15 protein-coding genes are annotated in these 18,983 nt (G+C 71.3%); 6 read left to right on the top strand and 9 right to left on the bottom strand.

All coding sequences use genetic code 11. The features are described 5' to 3' along the window. The first annotated feature begins 54 nt into the window (after positions 1 to 54). Positions 55 to 1,371: a glycosyltransferase 87 family protein gene (locus ABZU76_RS44725; protein WP_354882496.1), complete on the top strand. Its 1,317-nt coding sequence runs from the start codon at positions 55 to 57 to the stop codon at positions 1,369 to 1,371. Here the strand turns inward: ABZU76_RS44725 and ABZU76_RS44720 are convergent. From ABZU76_RS44720 to ABZU76_RS44710, 3 genes are all read right to left on the bottom strand, one after another. Next, positions 1,358 to 1,567 (bottom strand): helix-turn-helix domain-containing protein, encoded by a 210-nt coding sequence (locus tag ABZU76_RS44720; RefSeq protein ID WP_003071237.1) that lies wholly within the window; start codon positions 1,565 to 1,567, stop codon positions 1,358 to 1,360. The two genes, ABZU76_RS44725 and ABZU76_RS44720, sit on opposite strands and share 14 nt — an antisense overlap. Positions 1,568 to 1,746: 179 nt before the next feature. Beyond that, positions 1,747 to 3,375 carry an ABC-F family ATP-binding cassette domain-containing protein gene (locus tag ABZU76_RS44715; RefSeq protein ID WP_354882413.1) on the bottom strand — a complete coding sequence of 543 codons (1,629 nt, stop codon included), beginning with the start codon at positions 3,373 to 3,375 and terminating at the stop codon, positions 1,747 to 1,749. Between the two features lie 338 nt (positions 3,376 to 3,713). Continuing rightward, positions 3,714 to 4,253 (bottom strand): carboxymuconolactone decarboxylase family protein, encoded by a 540-nt coding sequence (locus ABZU76_RS44710; protein WP_354882410.1) that lies wholly within the window; start codon positions 4,251 to 4,253, stop codon positions 3,714 to 3,716. Between the two features lie 102 nt (positions 4,254 to 4,355). Between ABZU76_RS44710 and ABZU76_RS44705 the strand changes: the two genes are divergently transcribed. Next, positions 4,356 to 4,946, top strand: a complete 591-nt coding sequence (locus ABZU76_RS44705; protein ID WP_354882407.1) for an ABATE domain-containing protein — start codon at positions 4,356 to 4,358, stop codon at positions 4,944 to 4,946. An 80-nt stretch (positions 4,947 to 5,026) separates the two neighbouring features. On the opposite strand, the gene ABZU76_RS44700 is transcribed toward ABZU76_RS44705, so the two are convergent. Beyond that, positions 5,027 to 7,882, bottom strand: coding sequence for a S8 family serine peptidase (locus ABZU76_RS44700; protein ID WP_354882493.1), 2,856 nt, complete (start codon positions 7,880 to 7,882; stop codon positions 5,027 to 5,029). A 309-nt stretch (positions 7,883 to 8,191) separates the two neighbouring features. Beyond that, positions 8,192 to 9,754, bottom strand: coding sequence for a dGTP triphosphohydrolase (gene dgt / locus ABZU76_RS44695; RefSeq protein ID WP_354882404.1), 1,563 nt, complete (start codon positions 9,752 to 9,754; stop codon positions 8,192 to 8,194). A 60-nt stretch (positions 9,755 to 9,814) separates the two neighbouring features. Here dgt and ABZU76_RS44690 point away from each other — a divergent pair, with 60 nt between their 5' ends. The 3 genes from ABZU76_RS44690 to ABZU76_RS44680 all read left to right on the top strand — a co-directional run bounded on the left by ABZU76_RS44690 (position 9,815) and on the right by ABZU76_RS44680 (position 13,293). Continuing rightward, positions 9,815 to 10,966, top strand: a complete 1,152-nt coding sequence (locus tag ABZU76_RS44690) for a lycopene cyclase family protein (RefSeq protein WP_354882401.1) — start codon at positions 9,815 to 9,817, stop codon at positions 10,964 to 10,966. Positions 10,967 to 11,340: 374 nt separating this feature from the next. Beyond that, entirely contained in the window at positions 11,341 to 13,020 is a 1,680-nt protein-coding gene (locus ABZU76_RS44685; RefSeq protein WP_354882398.1) for a GGDEF domain-containing protein, read from the top strand. Positions 13,021 to 13,083: 63 nt separating this feature from the next. Then, the gene (locus ABZU76_RS44680; RefSeq protein ID WP_354882395.1) at positions 13,084 to 13,293 is read left to right on the top strand and encodes a hypothetical protein; all 210 of its coding nucleotides are present in this window, start codon (positions 13,084 to 13,086) and stop codon (positions 13,291 to 13,293) included. Between the two features lie 70 nt (positions 13,294 to 13,363). Here the strand turns inward: ABZU76_RS44680 and ABZU76_RS44675 are convergent, their stop codons facing one another. From ABZU76_RS44675 to ABZU76_RS44665, 3 genes are all read right to left on the bottom strand, one after another. Then, entirely contained in the window at positions 13,364 to 14,017 is a 654-nt protein-coding gene (locus ABZU76_RS44675) for a response regulator transcription factor (RefSeq protein WP_354882392.1), read from the bottom strand. Further along, entirely contained in the window at positions 14,014 to 15,228 is a 1,215-nt protein-coding gene (locus tag ABZU76_RS44670; protein WP_354882389.1) for a histidine kinase, read from the bottom strand. Before ABZU76_RS44670 ends, ABZU76_RS44675 begins: the two co-directional genes overlap by 4 nt. 308 nt (positions 15,229 to 15,536) lie before the next feature. Further along, entirely contained in the window at positions 15,537 to 16,088 is a 552-nt protein-coding gene (locus ABZU76_RS44665) for a snapalysin family zinc-dependent metalloprotease (RefSeq protein WP_354882386.1), read from the bottom strand. 211 nt (positions 16,089 to 16,299) lie between these two features. Between ABZU76_RS44665 and ABZU76_RS44660 the strand changes: the two genes are divergently transcribed. After that, complete coding sequence (locus ABZU76_RS44660) at positions 16,300 to 18,234, top strand: AarF/UbiB family protein (RefSeq protein ID WP_354882383.1); 1,935 nt, start codon at positions 16,300 to 16,302, stop codon at positions 18,232 to 18,234. On the opposite strand, the gene lepB is transcribed toward ABZU76_RS44660, so the two are convergent. Next, positions 18,158 to 18,943 (bottom strand): signal peptidase I, encoded by a 786-nt coding sequence (gene lepB / locus ABZU76_RS44655; RefSeq protein ID WP_354882380.1) that lies wholly within the window; start codon positions 18,941 to 18,943, stop codon positions 18,158 to 18,160. The two genes, ABZU76_RS44660 and lepB, sit on opposite strands and share 77 nt — an antisense overlap. Positions 18,944 to 18,983 lie beyond the last annotated feature (40 nt).

Raw genomic sequence — 18,983 nt, 5'->3', positions numbered from 1 at the left:
GCCTGACGCGACGGGGACGTCCAGGTTCATGAGGGGGAAGCGGTGCATCTGCTGATGGCGCCGGCCCGGGCCGCCGCGGACCGGGCCCGGCGCGTCTTCACCTGGGATCTCGTGTTCTACCTGGGCTGCTTCGCCTTCGCGTTGATCAGCGCGCTCAAGTCCGAGTTCTACGGCTACCGCATCTGGGCCAACTTCGCGACGGCCGCGTACGGCTTCGCCGCGGTCCACAGCGGCTGGCTGCTCGTGTCGGCCCGGCTCGGGCGCACGCCCCGCGGCCCGCTCGGCTCGCGGTGGTGCTCGATCGCGGTGATCGGGTTGTTGGCGATGATCATCCCGCTCGTGGTGCTCGTTATTCGCCGACTGACCGGGGTCGACTGGCTCGTCACGCCATTCTCGTGGGCCGCACAGCCCGAAGTGTGGGTGATCGAGCGCAGTGCCAGCCTGCTGCTTCAGCACGGCACGCCGTATGTCGACGTGACCGCTCTCGGGCGCGCGCCCGAGGTGAACGACTACACGCCCTACGGGCCCGTGATGACAGTGTTCGGCCTTCCGCGCGCGTTGTTCGGGGGAACACCGTTCACCAATGCGCTCACCGATGCCCGGTGGATGTTCGCACTTTGTGCGTCTCTCTGTGTGATCGCCTCACTACGAATGCTGAAATGGCCGCGAATTCCGGTTTTTTCGGCACAATTGGCAATCGCTTGCCCACTCACCGCATTGACTTGGGCCGTCGCCGGTCCCGATCTCGCCATTGTGGGACTGCTCGTGCTCGCGTGCGCACTCGCTGCGACCGGGCGCGCGGGCTGGTCGGGTTTCGTGCTGGCACTCGTGATCAGCGCGAAGCTCATCGTCGCGCCGGCCGCGGCCGTGCTCGCGGTCTTCGTGTTCTGCCGTACGCACAACGGAAATTCACGCGACCGCAGAGCGCTCGCGTGGTTCGTGACCACTTTGGTCAGTGCGACCGTGGTGCTGCACCTGCCGGTGTACCTGGTCGCCCCGGACGCATTCGTGGAGCACGTGATCCGGTTTCCGCTCGGGATGGGCGTGGTGCGCTCCCCCGCGGCGAGCCCGCTTCCGGGCCACCTGATCGCGGAAACCGGCTCAGCGGGCCGCGTGATCTCACTCGTCCTGGTGGCGGCCGCAGCAGTGGCGATGCTGGTGTGGCTGGTGCGCCGTCCCCCCGCGACGGGATCCGCCGCGCTCTTGCGGATCGCCGTCGGGCTCGGCGCGTTGGTCCTGCTCACCCCGGCAACCCGCTACGGCTACCTGGTTTATCCGTTGGTGCTGCTCGGAGGAGTGCTGACGTTCCGAGCGGCCGAACAGGGACTGCGCCCCCCGCGCAGTCAGCCTGGTACTGCTACTTCTTCTTGACCCGCGTGGCCCCGCCGCGCCCCCGCAGCTGGACCCCGGACTCAGAGAGAACACGGTGCACGAACCCGTAGGAACGCCCCGTGGACTCAGCAAGGGCCCGGATGCTCGAGCCCTTCTCGTATTTCTTCTTCAGGTCAGCGGCCAGCTTGTCGCGCGTGTTGCCGGTGATCCGCGCGCCTTTCTTGAGATCAGCCACGTCGATCGCCTTCCCGCCGAGTGGAGTTCTGGGCCATTTGACGGCCCCTGCCGGGGCAATGATCGAACACGAAGCCCAGGAATGCCAGACGACAGACGTAAAACGAGCGAAATTGCGATCACATTGGGCCATTCAAGTGCTTCACGAGGCGTGACAAGCACCCAAATGGCCGTATCTGATCACGCTAGCTGGACAAGTTCCAGATAATCCGGGGACCAATGATCCTCGGTCCCGTCGGGCAGCAGGATCACGCGCTCGGGCTCCAGCGCTTCGACCGCGCCCGGGTCGTGCGTCACCAGCACCACGGCGCCCGCGAAGCTGCGCAGGGCGTCCAGAACCTGCGCACGGCTGGCCGGATCGAGGTTGTTGGTCGGTTCGTCCAGGAGCAGCACGTTCGCCGCACTGGAGACGAGCCCGGCCAGCGCCAGGCGGGTCTTCTCGCCGCCGGAAAGCGTGCCGGCGGGCTGGTCGAGTTGTTCACCCGTGAACAGGAACGAACCCAGCAGGTTCCGCAACTCCTGCGCCCCCGTGTCCGGCGCGAGGTGTCGGATGTTTTCCCACACGCTCGCATCGTGGTCGAGAGTTTCGTGTTCCTGTGCGTAATAGCCCAAACGCAATCCGTGACCCGGCTCGACGGAACCCGTATCCGGAGTTTCCATTCCGCCGAGCAGCCGGAGCAATGTCGTCTTTCCGGCACCGTTCAAACCGAGTACGACGACTTTCGAGCCGCGGTCGATCGCCAGATCGACTCCGGTGAAGATCTCGAGCGAACCGTAGGACTTCGACAGCCCGTCGGCCGTGAGCGGCGTGCGCCCGCACGGGGCGGGCTCCGGGAACTTGATCCGCGCGACCTTGTCGGCCTGACGCGTGTCGTCGAGCTGCGAGAGCATCTGCTCCGCGCGGCGCGCCATGTTCTTGGCCGCCACGGCCTTCGTCGCCTTGGCCCCGAGCTTCGCGGCCTGCTGCTGCAACGCCGACGCCTTCTTCTCGGCGTTCGCGCGCTCGCGGCGACGGCGCTTCTCGTCGGTGGCGCGCGCGTCGAGGTAGCGCTGCCAGCTCATGTTGTAGAGGTCGATCTCGCCGCGCGTGGCGTCGAGGAACCAGACCTTGTTCACGACGTCGGCGAGCAGCTCCACGTCGTGGCTGATCACGACGAGACCGCCGTCGTGCTGCTTGAGGAAGCCGCGCAGCCACGTGATCGAGTCGGCGTCGAGGTGGTTGGTCGGCTCGTCGAGCAGCAGAATCGTCTCGGACTTGCCGCCCGCGCCGGCCTCGGCGGCCGCGAACAGGATGCGCGCCAGCTCCACCCGCCGGCGCTGACCACCGGAGAGCGTGTTGAGCGTCTGCGCGAGCACGCGGTCGGCGAGACCGAGGTTCGAGCAGATGCGCGCGGCCTCGCTCTCGGCGGCGTACCCGCCCAGAGAGGCGAACCGCTCTTCGAGGCGGCTGTAGCGGCTGATGGCCTTGTCGCGCTGGTTGTCGTCGACGAGCTCGGACATCGCGGTCTGCGCCTTTTCCATGTCGCGCAGCAGCGTGTCGAGGCCGCGCGCGGACAGCACGCGGTCCTTCGCCGTGACGGACAGGTCGCCCTCGCGCGGATCCTGTGGCAGGTAGCCGAGCTCGCCGCTGCGGCGGACTTCGCCCGCGTGCGCTTCGCCCTCACCCGCGAGGACCTTCAGCGACGTGGTCTTGCCGGCGCCGTTGCGGCCGACGAGGCCGATGCGGTCGCCGGGCTGGATGCGGAGGGTGGCGCCGTTCAGCAGGATGCGCGAGCCGGCACGCAGCTCGAGGCCAGTGGCCGTGATCAAGAGAACTCCCGGATTCGGGGGTGAACGTGGACAGCGACAGGCACCGGCATCGCTCGCCGTCTCCGCTCTTGCGAAGGTCGGTCACGAGCGCCCGATGCGGCAGCTACTCCGTGAGGATTTCCCGTTCCACGCGACCCAGTGTACGGGGCGACGCCGAACGGTTTTCCGCCGCGTGGCGGGTCTCACGCTTCCCCCGGAACCGCGTCCGTGAAGATCGCCTGTTCGGCCGCGTCCGTCCAGCGCCACCGCGTCCACTTCGGACAGCCACGGCACGAGGGCCTGCTCATCGACTCTCGTCTTGATGAGCAGGCCACGCGACGATCAGTTCCCCGACCGGATCAGAGCGAGACCACCGGCCAGTCGTTCTCGACGCCCGCGAGCACGTTGAAGTAGTTCGTCAGGACATTCAGGGAGATGTTCAGGACCAGTTCGCCGATTTCCTCGTCGGTCACGCCGGCCGCGCGCGCCTTCGAGAGGGCGTCTTCGCCGACGTTGCCGGTGTTGGAGGCGATCTCGTTGGACAGCTCGAGCAGGGCCTGGACGTGCGCCTCGTCGGACTCGGCCTTGCGCGCCGCCGCCAGCTCGCCGGCCGGGACGTGGGCGATGTTCTCACCGATGAAGGTGTGGGCCGACAGGCAGTACTCGCAGCCGTTGAGCTGAGCGGTGGCGATCGCCAGCCGCTCGCGGATCCCGGCGTTCAGCGCGCCGCCGGCCGCCGCCCCGCTCAGCGCCAGGTAGGCCTTCAGCAGAGCCGGGCTGTTCGCCATCACCTTCGTCATGTTGGGCACCAGCCCGAGCGCCTTGTTCACCTCGGTGAGGAGCTCCTTCGCGACGCCCGTCGCGGCCTCGGGCTCCACAGGAGTGATGGTCGTGGTCATGCGAACTCTCTTTCTCACGGGTAGATCTGGAACTTTCCGTGAGAAGTAGTAGCAGGTCGTTCTAACGCATGCAACCTCATCCACCCGTGATAAGGTGTCCACATGGGAGCAGCCGAGCGGACCTGGGTACTGCCCGACGAGCCCGTACCCGTTCGCCTCATGGCCACCATCTGGGCCGACACTCACGGCGTCCACGACGACCTGACCTCGGCCGGCGACGTGGACGAATGGCTGCACGCGGTCGGCTTCGGGAGCGCGGGCCCCGACGCGACCTCCGCGGACCTCGCCTCGGCGCGAGGGCTCCGCGCGGCCGTCCGCCACCTGGCGGCGATGGTGACGAAGGACGAGCGTCCGCTGGCGCAGTACGGAAGCCCGGACGTGGATTCCGCGCTGCGGGACCTGAACGAGGTCGTCACCCGCCGGCCCACTCCCCGCCTCGAACTGACCGGCGGCACTCTGAGGGAAGGCCTGTCCTACGCGAGCTCGCCGATCGCGGCCGGACTGGCGGACATCGCGCAGCAGTCGATCGCCCTGCTGGGCGGCCCCGGGGCAGCGAACTTGCGAGCGTGTCAGGCACCGGGCTGCGTGCTCTTCTTCGTGAAGACCCACCCGCGCCGCGAATGGTGCTCCATCGCGTGCGGCAACCGCGCCCGGGCCGCGCGGCACTACGAGAAGGTGCGGTCGCCGCGGTAGTCCGCCCCCGCCTCGGCCTTTGACGGACAACAGAACGGGGCCGCCGCGAGAATCGCGACGGCCCCGTACTCACCTGAGGATCAAGCGATCGCGGGGTGGACCGGGCCGATGTTCACCGTCTTGTGCACGACCGCGGCCGCGCCGGGCGACGAAGCCTGGGCGTAGCCGTTGACGTGCAGCGAGACGCTGCGGATCGAGCCCGAGTCACCGCCGGCGACGTCGACCGCCTTGAACGTCCACGTGCCGTCGGCCGAGGTTCCGGCGAGCGGGGTCTGCGGGTCGATCGGCAGGTACGTGCCCGTGAACGGCGCGAACTGCGACCCGACCGTGCTCAGCAGCGCCGAGGCGCTGTCGTCGAACACGACCTGGCACAGGTTGTTGCCGCCGCTGCCGGCCCGCTGGAACAGCGTGGCCGACGCGCCCGAAGGCGAGGTCAGCGTGCCGACCAGGTCCGCGACGTAGGTGTGGTCCAGGCCGACCGTGGTCGAGCCCTCGTCGGCGGTGCAGCTGGAACCGTCGATCGAAACCGAGACCTTCGACGCGGCCCCGACACCGCTCACCACCAGCGGCACCGAGGCGCCGAGCTGCGAGTTGTCCGGGATCGCGACCGGCGCACCGGTGTAGGAGAAGGTCTGCACCACCGGCGACGGCGTGCCCACCGGCAGGGCGAACGTGCTGGTCACCGGCGAGAACGAACCCGCGAACGTCACCTTGGCGCTCAGCACCACCGGCACGCCGAGGCCCTGGGTGGCCGGGACCGTGACGGTGAAGTCGTTGACGCCGGTCTGGCCCGGGCTGATCGTGCCGTACGACTTGGCGCGCGGCGCGATCGTGACGCCGGGCGTCGTCGTGGTGAGCACCACGCTCGTGGACGACGCGACCCCGTCGCCGGTGTTGGTCACCGGCAGCGTCACCTTCGCGGTGTCACCGGGGTCGAGGGTGCTGCCGCCATCGGGCCCGGTGACGGTGGGCTGCTTGGCCTGCGCGTAGGGCTGCGGGCTGGCGCCGGTGTAGGCGAGCACCTTGTCGGCGAGGACCACGCCCGCGCCGGTGAGGTTGTCGCTGCCGGGTGCCTCGATGTCCACGGCCGTCGCGAGGAACGCGTCGCGAACGTCCGAACCGGACAGACCGGGGTTGCCCGAGAGCACGAGGCTCGCGATGGCGGCGGCGTGCGGCGCGGCGGCCGAGGTGCCGAAGAACGGGTCGAACCCGCCGACCGAGGTGCGGACGCCGTCCGCCGCGGTGATCTCCGGCTTGTCGCGGACCTCGCCGCCGGTCGAGGAGACGTTGCCCGGCGTGATGGGCGTGCCGTCGGCCTCGTAGAACATCCGGCGCGGGCCGTCGGAGCTGAACCGCTCGGCCTTGCTGGCCGAGGAGAACGCGCCGGGGAACGGACCGGTCGGGTTGGCCGGGTCACCCGGCTCGAGCGCCCGGCCGAACGCGGCGGCCGCGGGTGCCGCGGCGACGGAGAACGCGTCGCGCGCCGAGGAGTGCCCGACCGTGACGCCCGGGGTGCTGAAGGCCTTGAGGCCGTCGGCCGAGTCGCGGAAGCGGCTGCCGAACGCCGTCAGCGAGAGGTAGCGGCCCTCGCCGGAGAACTTGACCACCGCGAGCCGCAGGCCGGTGCCGCCGAAGAGCGGGGTGGCGAGCTGCTCGTACGGGTCCTGGGTGCCGTCCTGCACGTCCTGGCTGAACGCGACGACGTTGCCCGCCGCGTCGAGCAGGTAGAGGTCGTAGTCGTCGCCCGAAGCGCCGAGCGGGTCGGACCAGTGCAGCGTCACGGGGATGTTCCCCGACGACGCGTCGGAGATCGGCTCGAAGATCTGGTTGCCCGCCGCGCCCGCGAAGTTGTGCGCGGTGCCGGCGAACTTTCCGACCGACTTGCCGGAGTCGGCGAAGTCGCCCTCCCAGTGGGCGGCGGTGCCGTCGGCGACGTTGCCCTCGTTGCCCGCGGAGGAGAAGTAGAGCGCGCCGTCGGCGGTCACGTCGTTCACGGCCTGGGCGATGATCCAGTCCTGGAACGGGGATTCCTTGAAGTAGATGACGTCGTCGACGATCACGTCGCAGTGCGACTCGAAGCGCAGCTTGCGGATGTTGTCGGCGAAGCTCGCGTCGGAGGCGAACGCGGAGGCGAACCCGAGAGCCGCGTTGGGCGCGAGGTCGTGGATGATCTCCAGCATCGCGGTGCCCTCGTCGCCGTCGCCGGCCTGTCCGGGAACGACGTCGACGGCCGGCAGCTCACCCTTGGCCTGCGAGACCTTGAGCGAGTCGACACCGTCGGACAGCGCGCACGCCTTCACGCCGGTGCCCGTGACGCCGTACTGCTGGCGGGCGAGGTCGGCGTTGTGCGCTCGGTCGCCCTCACTGGTGATGGTGGCCGCGGCGGCACGCCGGTTCTTGGCTGCGAGGGCCTGGTTCAGCGCGGCGTCGAGCCGAGCGGCCTTCTGCTGCTTGGTTTCGACGGGCGCCGTTTTCCCTTGGCCCGCCTTGGTTTCCAGCTCACGGGCGGTGATCGCCTGGTCGGCGGTCTCGACCCGCTTCACGTCGGCGCGCGCGGCGATCGCCGGCAACGCGGCGAGCGGCACTTCGGCGCGGATGCTCGCGGCCTTGTCCGACACCGTGCGCACGGCGGCGCCGGCCTTGCGCAGGTCGTTCACCAGCGCGTCGGACACCTTGGTGACACGGATGTCCACGACCGCGGTGCTCGCCGTACCCGCCCCCAGCGCGGGTACGGCCGAGGCACTCAGCTTTTGGGAACGCAGCTTCTGCGTGACGAGCAGGCGGCTGTCCAGTTTGGACTCCGCCTTGGTCTGCCCGGTCTTGATCGACTGCAGTGCCGCGATCTGCCGGGCGGAGTTGTCGGAGAAGGAGTCCGGTGTGGACGCTGTGGCGGCGCCCGCGACCGGCGGGGTGACGATGCCCAGCGCGGCGATCAGCGCCGCGGCGCCGGCGGCCAGGACGGTCGTCCGGCTCGCGGCTCTGGTTCTGGTTCTGGCTCCGGTGGGTCTCTTCGAACGGCTTCGACGCACGTGCGCCTCCGTATCTCGCACCGCGTGCCCCGACTCACGCTGGCCAACGCCGGTGATCACCGGCTGGATCCAGCTAAGTACCGTGGGTAAATCGGAAAAAGAAGCCGTTAGAGTGACGTATGGCCGTGATTTTCCCATACCCACCGGAGGTCGTAGGCCATTCAGCGGCAGCGCCGCCCCGAAGTGCCGGTTCGGGCAGCCTTTCGGAGCGCGGCCTCAGAGCACGAACGAGTCCGACCACGGCTGCGCGGCGCGCCCGGACAGCGCGTCGAGCAGCGTCACGGCCTGCTTGTCGGTGAGCGAAGCCACGAAGTCGACCACAGCGCGCCCGCGCGCGAGGCCGCGCACTGCGTCGGCGCCCTCCACACGTTCGCCGGTCGCGCCCACGAGCACCTCCGGCATGGTGCGGACCAGTCCGGCGTACTCGTCGTGGGCGAGCTCCACGAGGTCGTGCAGCCGGCGGGGCAGCCGGCCGATCTCGTCGCGGTCGAGCAGCCACGCGTCGAGCGCGTCGACGAGCGTGGTCACGAGGCTGGCCTGCCCGCGCTGGTGCAGCGCGAGGTCCGGGCGCAGGAGCACGAACCGGCGGTGCACGAACTTGAGCACCTGCACCTCGTGCCACTGCGCGGTGCGCAGCGAGACGTGCCCGGACCGAGTGGAGGGCGAGGACAGCACGAAGACGCCGTCGACGAGCCGGGAGATCCAGCCGGCCGAGAACGCGGCCGTGGCCTGCTCGGCCTCGATCGACCCGTCGAACCCGTTCTCCAGCAGCCCGTCGACGAGCTCTCGCTGCACGCGCCGGACCGCGGCGGCAAACGCGTCGTCGTCGGCGATCCAGCCGTCCTTGAGGTGCATGCGCCGGCGCAGCTGTTCGAGCGAACGGCCGGGGCGGCGCAGCTCCGCGGCGACCTGCTCGTCGTCGAGCGAGGCCAGCTCCAGCGCCTGGTCGAGCCACTCCCCCAGCTCCGCGGCGACCGGCGCGTGCTGCAGCACGCCGATGCGGTGGAAGTCCTGCAGGTCGTGGATTGCGTAGGCGATGTCGTCGGCGGTGTCCATCACCGACGCCTCCACGGTCTGCTGCCAGGGCTCGATGCGCCCGGTGAACGGGCCAAGCGCCTGCGCGAAGTCGTCGAGTTCGGTGGCGTAGGCGGAAAACTTGCTCGCGCCGGTGCCCGGTGAGCCGTCAGGCTCGGCCGCGCCGCGGGGAGGCGTGTGCATTTCCGTGGGGTGCGGCTCGGGGTAGTGCAGCCGCGCCCACGGGTACTTCAGCACCGCGGCGCGCACGGCCGCGGTGAGGTCGAGACCGATCGCCGACGGACCGCGCACGTCGGTGGTGGTGAGGATGCGAAACGTCTGCGCGTTGCCCTCGAAGCCGTCAGCGAGGCCGAAGCGGTGGCGGGCGATGCGGTCGAGCGTCTGCTCGCCGAGGTGGCCGAACGGCGGGTGCCCGAGGTCGTGGGCGAGCGCGGCGGCCTCGCAGACGTCGGGGTCACAGCCGCCGAGCTTCGCGGCCAGCTCGGCCGACTCGCTGGCCGCGGTGATCCGCTCGGCGATCGCGCGGGCGACCTGCGCGACCTTGAGGCTGTGGGTGAGCCGGTTGTGCAGCAGCCCGGCGCCGCCGGCGCTGACCACCTGCGTGACCCCGCCCAGGCGCGCGAAGAACGGCGACGCGGCGATGCGGTCGCGATCGATGCGAAACGGGCTGGTGGCGAGGTCGGTGAACCCGCCCACGGAGCTCGACGGGTCCCTGCGCGCGGCTCTCGGGTCGGTCTCGGCCATGCGCTCCACCGTATCTGTCCGGCCCCCGGCGGACTCGCCGGATACGGCAGGATCGGACGGGTGAGCGACGTGCTGATCGCGGGTGGCGGGCCCGCCGGGTGGGCGCTGGCTCGCGCCTGCGCCCGGCGCGGGCTCGCGACCACGCTCGTCGATACCGCGCCGAAGGCACCGTGGCGTGCCACCTACGGCGCGTGGGCCGACGAGCTGCCTGGGCTGCCGGGCGAAGTGATCGCGTCGGCACCCGGCGCGACGGTCGCGTTCGGCACGTGCGAGCACCGGCTCGACCGCGGCTACCTCGTGCTCGACAACGCCGGTCTGCGGTCGTGGCTCACGGCCGCGCCGGTGACGGTGGTGGCCGGGCGGGTCGCGCGCGCCGAGCACGGGCACCACGGCTCGACGGTGGTGCTCGCCGACGACCGCCGGCTCGCCACCGCGGTGGTCGTGGACGCGTCGGGGCGGAACCGGGTGCTGTCCGGCGGCCCGCCTCGTGGGCACCGCGCCGAGCAGACCGCGTACGGGCTCGTACTGCCGGCCGCCGACGCCGAGCGGCTGGTGCCCGGCGCCTCGAACACGGCCGTGTTCATGGACTGGCGCGACGGCGCGCCGAGCTTCCGCTACCTGCTCCCGCTGGGCGACGGCTCGGTGCTCGTCGAAGAGACGTCACTCGCGCACCGGCCGGGCGTGCCGGTGGACGAGCTCGCCGCGCGGCTGCGGACCCGGCTCGCGGGCGCGGGGCTGCGGCCGCACGGCCGGGAGGAACGGGTGCGAATCGTGCTCGACGTACCGCCCCCGGGCCGCAGCGCGGTGGTCCCGTTCGGGGTCGCCGCCGGGCTCGTGCACCCCGCCACCGGGTACAGCGTCGCGACGGCACTGCGGCTGGCTCCGCGCGTGGCCGCGGCGCTGGCGGGTGCGTTCGAGGCCGGGCCACGGGCAGCCGTGCGCGCGGCCCGCCGGACACTGTGGACGGCCGAGGCGCGGGCCGTGCATTCCCTGCGGCAGTACGGATTGCGCGCTTTGCGCCGGATGTCGCCCGCCGAGCTCGCCGAGTTCTTCGACCTCTTCTTCGCGCTGCCGGCTCCGGTGCAGCAGGCCTACACGTCGGGCCGGGAAGACCTGCCGGGCACGGCGGCGGCGATGGCCCGGCTGTTCCGCGCGGCGCCGCCGACGCTGCGCGCGCGGCTCGCGGGCCGCCGGCCGAATACGATTCGGTAACGGCGTCGAAATCGGAGGCCGAATGCTCCGGCGCACAGCCGGGAGCGGTACCACGTGCGGAACCGGCGGGCCGAACGTGGGACAGTCCGCGAATTCCGTATCCGAAACTTCTTCGGGTCAAACGATCAAGCTCCAGGTGGACGGACGCGCTGGTCACTGGCGCGAACCGAGCCACCACGGACGGTGTGCGAGTTGGCGTGAGTGCATGGTGAAGACGGGAATTTTCACACTTCCGAACGGCCCACGGAAATCCATCCCGAACGGGTGATCGCTACCGATTTCGTTACTCCGATTCAGGTAACTCAGGTTCCGGCGCGGTGAACATCTGCCGACAACGGTTTCGTTTCCGCGCGAGAGGATGCGACGATCTCCGGGTGACGACGCCCCGTGCGGTCCGGTTCGCCTTCCAGCCGATGTACAGCCTGCACACCGGCGGCGTTGTCGCGTACGAAGCGCTCGCCCGCCCCGGCAAGGGCACCGCCCACGAGCTGCTCGCCGAAGCCCGCCGCGCCGGCCGCCTGGCCGAGGTCGACCTGGGCCTCGCCGCGGCCGCGGTGCGCCAGGAGGCCGAGCGCCCGAGCGCGCTGCCCCTGCACCTGAACATCTCCGCCCGCACGCTCGCGTCGGGCCCTGCCGCGTTCGACGAGCTGATCGCCGAGCTCGGTGCCGCCGGCCGTCGCACGCGTGACGTGGTCCTCGAGATCGGCCCGCCCTTCACGCACCTGCCCGGAGACCGGCTTCTGGGCGGTATGCGGGCTTTGTCGGAGCTGGGCTTCCGGCTGGCGCTCGACGGCCTCGGTCGCGGCGACCTCCCGCTCGCGTTGCTGGCCCAAGCGCCCGTGGACTTGGTGAAGCTCGACCGCAGCGTGCTGCGCGGCCTGCCGGACGAGCCGGCGGCGGTGGCCGTGGTCGAGTCGCTGCTGCACTTCACGACGCGCACCGGCATCCGGCTCGTCGCGACCGGCATCGAGACCGGTCCGCAGCTGGACGCGGCGCAGAACCTCGGCGTGCGCATCGCGCAGGGCAACCTCCTGGCGCCCCCGGCCGCGCACCGCAGCGCGCCGTCGGCCGGCGCCCTGGTGCCCGACGACCGCCGCTCGCCCGCGCCGCCCACCGCGCCCCGCGTCGGCGACTTCCTGCGTCCCGCCACCACGCTGCCGTCCGACGCGACCTGCGACGCCGTGCGCGAGGTCCTCGCGGCGGCCGACGCCCCGACCGGCGTGATCGGCGTCGACGAGCACAACCGTCCACAGTGGTCGGTCGACCGCACGCGGTTCCTGGTCGCCGTGACCGGCCCGTACGGCCACGCCCTGCACGCCAAGCGCCCGGCCGAGCGGCTGGCCGACAAACCGCACACCATCGACGCCACGGCGAGCGCGCTGGAGTTCCTCGAGCTCGTCACCGACGCCGACTGGGGCCGCACCGGCGACGACGTGGTCGTGGTCGACAACGCCGGCCGGACCCTCGGCGTGGTCCTGGTGACCGAGGTGGTCCGCGGCGTCGCCGAGGCGAAGGTCGAGGAGGCCGTGACCCTGAGCCCGCTCACGCGGCTGCCCGGCAGCGAGGCCGTGGCGCGCGACGTCGAACGCCGCATCTCCACGGGCGAGCAGTTCGTGGCGGCGTGGCTCGATGTGGACTCCTTCAAGTCCGTGAACGACAACGCCGGCTTCGCCGCGGGCGACGACCTCATCCGGGCCCTCGGCGAAACCCTCACCGGCCTCTCGCGGCGCCTCCCGCGCATGCGCGTCAGCCACGTCGGCGGCGACGACTTCCTCATCGTCTGCGACGTCGACGAGATCGGTACGGTCGCCGCCGCCCTCCTCGACACGCACTGGTCCGCCGAGGGCATGCCGGTCACCGTGTCGCTCGCCACCCTCGTCTGCGGCAGCGGCTCCATCCCCTCCTACCGCGACGCCTCCCGCCTGCTCGCCCCGCTCAAAAAGCGAGCCAAAGCGGTCCCCGGCTCGAGCTGGGTCCTGAGCCGCCCGGGCTCCGACCGCGTCGAGGTGCTCCGCGGCATCGGCCGCGACGTGGCGGTCAGCCGCTCGGCTTGACGAGGCGACCTACCTGGCCGGGACGTCGTAGGCGCGCGGCTGGGTCGGGGTTTCGGCTTCGGGATGACGAAACCGGACTCGTCGGTCCGGGTCGCCGCGCTCGGCCACGACCGGCGCAGGGCCGAGCCGAAGAGCCGCAGCATGACGTCGCCGGCTGCCCGCTTATGGCGCCGGGCCCCAAGCCCCAGCGCCAACCCGAGCCGCGCGGCCTCCGACCGCGTCGAGGTGCTCCGCGGCATCGGCCGCGACGTGGCGGTCAGCCGCCCGGCTTGACGAGGTGACCGACCTGGCCGGGGCACGTAGGCGCGCGGCTGGGCCGGGGTCTCGAGACGTGCCGGCCGGGTCAGGGCTTCGGCGTCACAAAGCCCGAGTCGTATGCCCGGATCACCGCCTGGGTGCGGTCGCGCGCGCCGAGTTTGGAGAGGACGTTGCCGACGTGGGTTTTGACCGTTTGGAGGCCCAGGTAGAGGTCCGTGGCGATTTCCGTGTTGGACAGGCCGGCGGCCATGAGGCGCAGGACTTCGCGCTCTCGGTCGGTGAGGGCGGCGGAGGTGAGGCTGTCGCGGGCCGGGCCGCGGGGGTGGGCGGCGGCGAGGCGGCGGATGGCGGCCGGGAAGAGCAGTGACTCGCCGGTGGCCACGGTGCGGATGCCCGCGACGATCTCCTCCGGGCGGGCGCGCTTGAGCAGGAAGCCGCTGGCGCCGGCGAGCAGGGCGTCGTAGACGTAGTCGTCGTTTTCGAAGGTGGTCACCACGATCACCTTCGGCGGTTCGTCCACAGTGGACATCAGGTGCTGCGTCGCGCGGATCCCGTCGACGGCGGGCATGCGCACGTCCATCAGCACCACGTCGGGACGCAGGCGCGCGACCAGGCCAGGCACCTCGGCGCCGTCGGCGGCCTCGCCGACCACTGTGAGGTCCGGCTCCGCGTCGACGATCGCGCGCAGGCCGGCCCGAATGAGCTGTTCGTCGTCGACCAGCAGCACGGTCACGTTCATCGGTTCCCCCACGGCACCGTCACCACGACCTCCCACCGGTCCCCCGCCGGTCCCGCCGCCAGCTTGCCACCCAGCAGCTCCGCACGCTCGGCCATGCCCCGCAGGCCCCGCCCACCGCGGGCCCGCGACGGCCGCGCTGCGCCCAGCCGGTTCGCCACCGTCGCGCACAGCTGCCCCGCCGACACCACCACGGCGACGCTCACCGGCACCTTGCCCGCGTAGCGCACCGCGTTGGTCAGGCACTCCTGCAGGATCCGGTACACCTCACGCGACACGACCGCGGGCACCGCACCCAGCGAACCCTGCACGTCGGCGTGCACCTCCGCGCCCGCCAGCCGCGTCGCCTCGACGAGCGCCGGCAGTTCCGTCAAACCCGGCTGCGGGTTGCGCGACGAAGCGCCGTCGCGCAACAACCCGAGTACGTGATCGAGGTCGTCCAGCGCCGTGCGCGCCGATTCCTCGATGGCCGTGAGCGCTTGCTCGGTGAACCCGGGGTCGGTCCGCAGCGTCCGGCGCGCGGCCCCTGCCTGCACCGTCACCACGGACAGCGCGTGCCCCACCGAATCGTGCAGCTCGCGCGCGAGCCGCGTGCGCTCGGCCAGCTGTTCGGTCCGCCGCTCGAGCTGCGCGATGCGCTCGGCCGCCGACATCCCCAGCAACGCCAGCGCCGCCCGCCGCAGCAGCCCGCCGACGCCCCACACCGCGTAGACCAGCACCATGAACGCGGCCGCGAACGCCACCGGCAGCCACGCCGACCCCCACCCCCGGTCCAGCGCGACGACCTCGGTGCCGTTGTCCACCAGCTTCCCCGTGAACACCGCGCTCACCGAAAACCCGAAGCCCACCGGCACCGCGAGCGTCACGGTGCTGACCACCGCCCCGACCCCCACGTGCAGCACGAACATCACGCTGTACCGCGCCCGCGCCCGCACGGTGGCCGGCCGCCCCGCCACCGCCTCGCCCAGCAACTCCCGCACCGCGGCCGCCTCCAGCACCCGCACCGCCGGCAGGAACGACGTCGCCCCCAGCACCACCACCGTCACCACGGCCCCGAGCGCCGACGCCCACCCCAGCGACGTCACGAACGGCACCAGCGAAGGCACCGCCACCGCCGCGAACAACAGGTACGGCACGCTGATCGCCCCGCCCAGGATCAGGTAGACCCATCGGCGATAGGTCACCCCGCTCACCACCGGCCGGAGAACTCCCACCCCCGGATCCTCCCAGCCGCTTCGCCTTCCCGCCTCCCTCCACAGCGGGAACGCACACACCCCGCAACGCAGCGAGCGCCCTCTTTGAATCAGCCGCGAACCACACGACAAACCGCAGCCGATCTACCCATCGCGCGGGAACGCGCAGTCCCTCCCCCGCCCCGGTCCGGGGCCAAAACGCGGTTCAGGGCCCTTTGTCAAGGTACTCTTTCCCGGCTCGACAAAGGGCCCTGAACCGTAGTCACAATCAACTTTCGGGGCGCCTTCCCGCACCCCTGAAATCCCGGTTCCGAAAATCCCGGAAAATATCAATAAACCCCAGCCGTAACCCGAGTCCCCACGCCCTTCACACCTCCGAACCCGTTGCGCCACAACTGCTGCACCTTCACCGCCTCCTGCGCACTGGGCTTGGCGTTGGTGCACGACGTCCCGGGCCCGTGGCCCGACATCAGCTCCGAACAAGGCCCGTCGTAATCATCCGGCAGCCCGAGATTGTGCCCCAGCTCGTGCGCCGCAATCCTCGTCGGATCAAATCCCTCCGCCACCTGGGACGTATCCAAGTACACGTCCCCATTCCCGTGACCATCGGTCTGCGTGTACGACCCACCACTGTGGATCTCGTGGAACACCACCGTCGCCCCGGACGAGCGCTTCACGAGCTTCACATCGGTCACCACGGCGTTCCAGTTCGCCGCGCCCTGGTCGATCTGGGCCACGTAATCCGGTGCCCCACTCGACGTGTAGTACACCGTCGTCGCCGCGGCGGCCTCCGCGCCCGGCCCCGCGACCAGCCCGACACCCAGCGGCGCCGCCACCGCCACCGCGATCGCCGCGATGCGCCCGAACCCGCGTGCCCTCATTCGCGTCTCCTTCACCGAAATGTCCGCTCCGGTCACCGGAAACCCGGCAACCGCGGTTCGCCCCATGACGTTAGGAGTTCACCATTCCCCGTGGCCACGTCCGAAAGTAGGTGACCCGGCACCGTCCGTCATCACGGTCCCCCGCGAGAGGGAGCGCGGTCCCGCCGCGGCTGGAACCGCGCGGCCGCGAATCCTGGTGTGCTCGGCAACCATGGAAACCCTGCTGGTCGGCCTCTTCGCCTACGTCCTCGTGCTGTGGCCGCTCGTCGCCGCGTCGCGGCGGGTGCTCGGCGTGCGGGTCGGGTACGTCCGGGCGCTGTGCGCGGCGGTATTCGGCTGGGTCGTCGGCGGTTTGGTGGTGCGGACCTTCCCGCTCGCGGTACTCGAAAGCGCCGGCGCGGCAGTCGGGCTGCTCATCCCGCTGGCCGGGTGCGCACTGGCCGCGACGCTGCTGTTCCTGTTCGTCGCCGAGCTCGCCGCGCCGTCGGGGACCGGACGCGGGCTGTTCGGGCAGCTGCGTTCGGTGCGCGCCCGCGTCGCGCGGGCCCGGCGCTACTCGCGGATCATGCGCATCGCGATCGGCCACGGCCTCGGCGGGTACCTCACCGGCCGACGCGAACCCGGCCTCGGTCCCGGCCGCCACGCCAAGCTCGCGCGGTCACTGCGTCGCGCGCTGGAGGAGGGCGGCGTGACGTTCGTGAAGCTCGGCCAGCTGCTCTCCACCCGCTCCGACCTGCTGCCGCCCGCCTTCGTCGACGAGCTCGGCCGGCTCCAGGACCGCGTGGCGCCCGCACCGGCCGAAGCCGTGTTCGCCATGCTGCGCGAGGAACTCGGCGCCGATCCGGAGGACGTGTTCGCCGAGTTCGACCCGGAACCGCTCGCGGCGGCGTCGATCGCCCAGGTCTACGGCGCGCGGCTGCGCTCCGGCGCCGAGGTCGTGGTCAAGGTCCAGCGGCCGGGCATCCGCGCGCAGGCCGAACGCGACGTCGACATCGTCCGCCGCCTCGCCGCGCTCCTCGACGAACGGGCCGGCTGGGCCCGGGCGCTCGGCGTCGCCGACCTGGCCGACGGCTTCGCCGACGCGCTGGCCGAGGAGCTGGATTTCCGCGTGGAGGCGGCCAACATCGAGGCCGTGGCAGCGCAGCCCGTGGCCGGGGTGACGCTGCCGACCGTCCACAAAGCACTGTCCACCGAGCGCGTGCTCGTGATGGGCCGCCTCGACGGCAAACCCCTCTCGACCGCGGCGCCGGGCGACCGCGAGGAGCTCGCGCGGGCTTTCCTGCGCTGCCTGCTCGACCAGGTGCTCATCGGCGGCGTCTTCCACGCCGACCCGCACCCCGGCAACGTCCTCCTGCTCGACGACGGCACCCTCGGCCTGCTCGACTTCGGCTCCGTCGGCCGCCTCGACGCGGGCCTGCGCGCAGGCCTGCAGAGCCTGCTGCTCGCCCTCGACCGCGGCGACCCGGCGGGGCTGCGCGACGGGCTGCTGGAGATCGTCGACCGGCCCGACGAGATCGACGAGCAACGCCTGGAACGCGCGCTCGGCACGTTGCTCGTGCGCCACTTCGGCCCGGGCCGGGCGCCTGGGTTCGACCTGTTCACCGACCTGTTCCGCGTGGTCGCCGACTTCCGCCTCGCCGTGCCGCCGCCCATCGCCGCCGTCTTCCGCGCGCTCGCGACGGCCGAAGGCACCCTGGCCACGCTCGCGCCCGGCTTCGACGTGGTCAGCGAATCACGCGCGTTCGCCGGCGAGCAGATCGGCGCCCGCCTACGGCCCGACACCGTTCGCGACGAGGTGCTGGCCCTGCTGCCAGTGCTGCGCCGGCTCCCCCGCCGCGTCGACCGGATCGGCGCGGCCCTGGAAGAGGGGCGGCTTTCGGTCAACGTGCGGCTGTTCTCCGACGAACGCGACCGCGACCTCGTCACCGGTCTGGTGCACGAGGTGCTGCTGGCGTTCGTCGGCATCGCGACCGGCCTGATGGCCGTGCTGCTGCTCGGCAGCACGAGCGGCCCGCGGCTGCTGCCGGACCTCACGCTCAACCAGGTCTTCGGCTACAACCTGCTCGTGATCAGTGCATTGGTGGGCCTGCGGCTGCTCTTCGTCGCCTTCCGCCGGAGCGCGCGACGGTCACGATCAAGCAGATGAACCCGAGCACGAACAGCGCGGCACCACCGAGGATCAGGTACCGGCCCACGTGGAGTCCGGTGTCCGCAGTGGACGCTCCAGGCAGGCCGGCGTCGGTGAACGCCGTGGTGGGCTTGAGGGTCACGGAGGAGAAGACCGTGCCCCTCGCGACAATCACTCCGTCTACTTTGGACAGCGGGATGGCACCGTCGCCGGGCGCGTAGACATAGTTGCGGGAATCGCCGGGGATGTCGCGCTTGTCGCCCGCGACGAAAATCGAGCCCGGCGGCACCTGCGCGGTGAACTCGTAGGCGGCGGCCGAGAGCGGCACCGCCGGATCGAGGTAGGGCTCGGTGACGGACTTGCCGTTCACCTGCAACCGGTTGTCGGGCCCGCAGCAGACCACCCGGTCACCGCCGACGGCGATCACGCGCGCGAGGAGGTGGTAGCCGGGCGGCGAGTCGGGAAACGCGTCGATCTGGAACAAGACCAGATCGCCCCGGTGGATCTCGTGGCTCCCGGCCCAGTGGAGAACCATGGGCTCGTCATATCCGACCGTGGCTTCCATGGAGCGTTCGCCGATGCGCACGGTGGTGTAGCCGAACAGCTTCACCACCCCGGCCCCCGCGAGCACGGGGCCGGCCAGGACGAACACCACGAAAAGCGCCAGAAACGGCGAAAAGCGGCGCGTGCGAGGCGACGCTGCCGGGGGCGCCGGGAAGTCAGTCACGCCCCTCTATCGGGCCGGCCCTGCCGGCGTTACCGGTCGC

It is taken from the genome of Amycolatopsis sp. NPDC005232 (genome assembly GCF_040607795.1).
Classification (GTDB): Bacteria; Actinomycetota; Actinomycetes; order Mycobacteriales; family Pseudonocardiaceae; genus Amycolatopsis.
Note: the sequence above shows the minus strand (reverse complement) of the source record. Positions and strands in the feature narration are given on the sequence as shown.

What these genes read in the sequence shown, in the direction of transcription:
- ABZU76_RS44710 (WP_354882410.1), bottom strand. Translation starts at nt 4,253, where the DNA reads ATGACCACGACCATCACTCCTGTGGAGCCCGAGGCCGCGACGGGCGTC.
- ABZU76_RS44660 (WP_354882383.1), top strand. Translation starts at nt 16,300, where the DNA reads ATGGAAACCCTGCTGGTCGGCCTCTTCGCCTACGTCCTCGTGCTGTGG.
- dgt (WP_354882404.1), bottom strand. Translation starts at nt 9,754, where the DNA reads ATGGCCGAGACCGACCCGAGAGCCGCGCGCAGGGACCCGTCGAGCTCC.
- ABZU76_RS44665 (WP_354882386.1), bottom strand. Translation starts at nt 16,088, where the DNA reads ATGAGGGCACGCGGGTTCGGGCGCATCGCGGCGATCGCGGTGGCGGTG.
- ABZU76_RS44680 (WP_354882395.1), top strand. Translation starts at nt 13,084, where the DNA reads ATGACGAAACCGGACTCGTCGGTCCGGGTCGCCGCGCTCGGCCACGAC.
- ABZU76_RS44725 (WP_354882496.1), top strand. Translation starts at nt 55, where the DNA reads ATGGCGCCGGCCCGGGCCGCCGCGGACCGGGCCCGGCGCGTCTTCACC.
- ABZU76_RS44705 (WP_354882407.1), top strand. Translation starts at nt 4,356, where the DNA reads ATGGGAGCAGCCGAGCGGACCTGGGTACTGCCCGACGAGCCCGTACCC.
- ABZU76_RS44675 (WP_354882392.1), bottom strand. Translation starts at nt 14,017, where the DNA reads ATGAACGTGACCGTGCTGCTGGTCGACGACGAACAGCTCATTCGGGCC.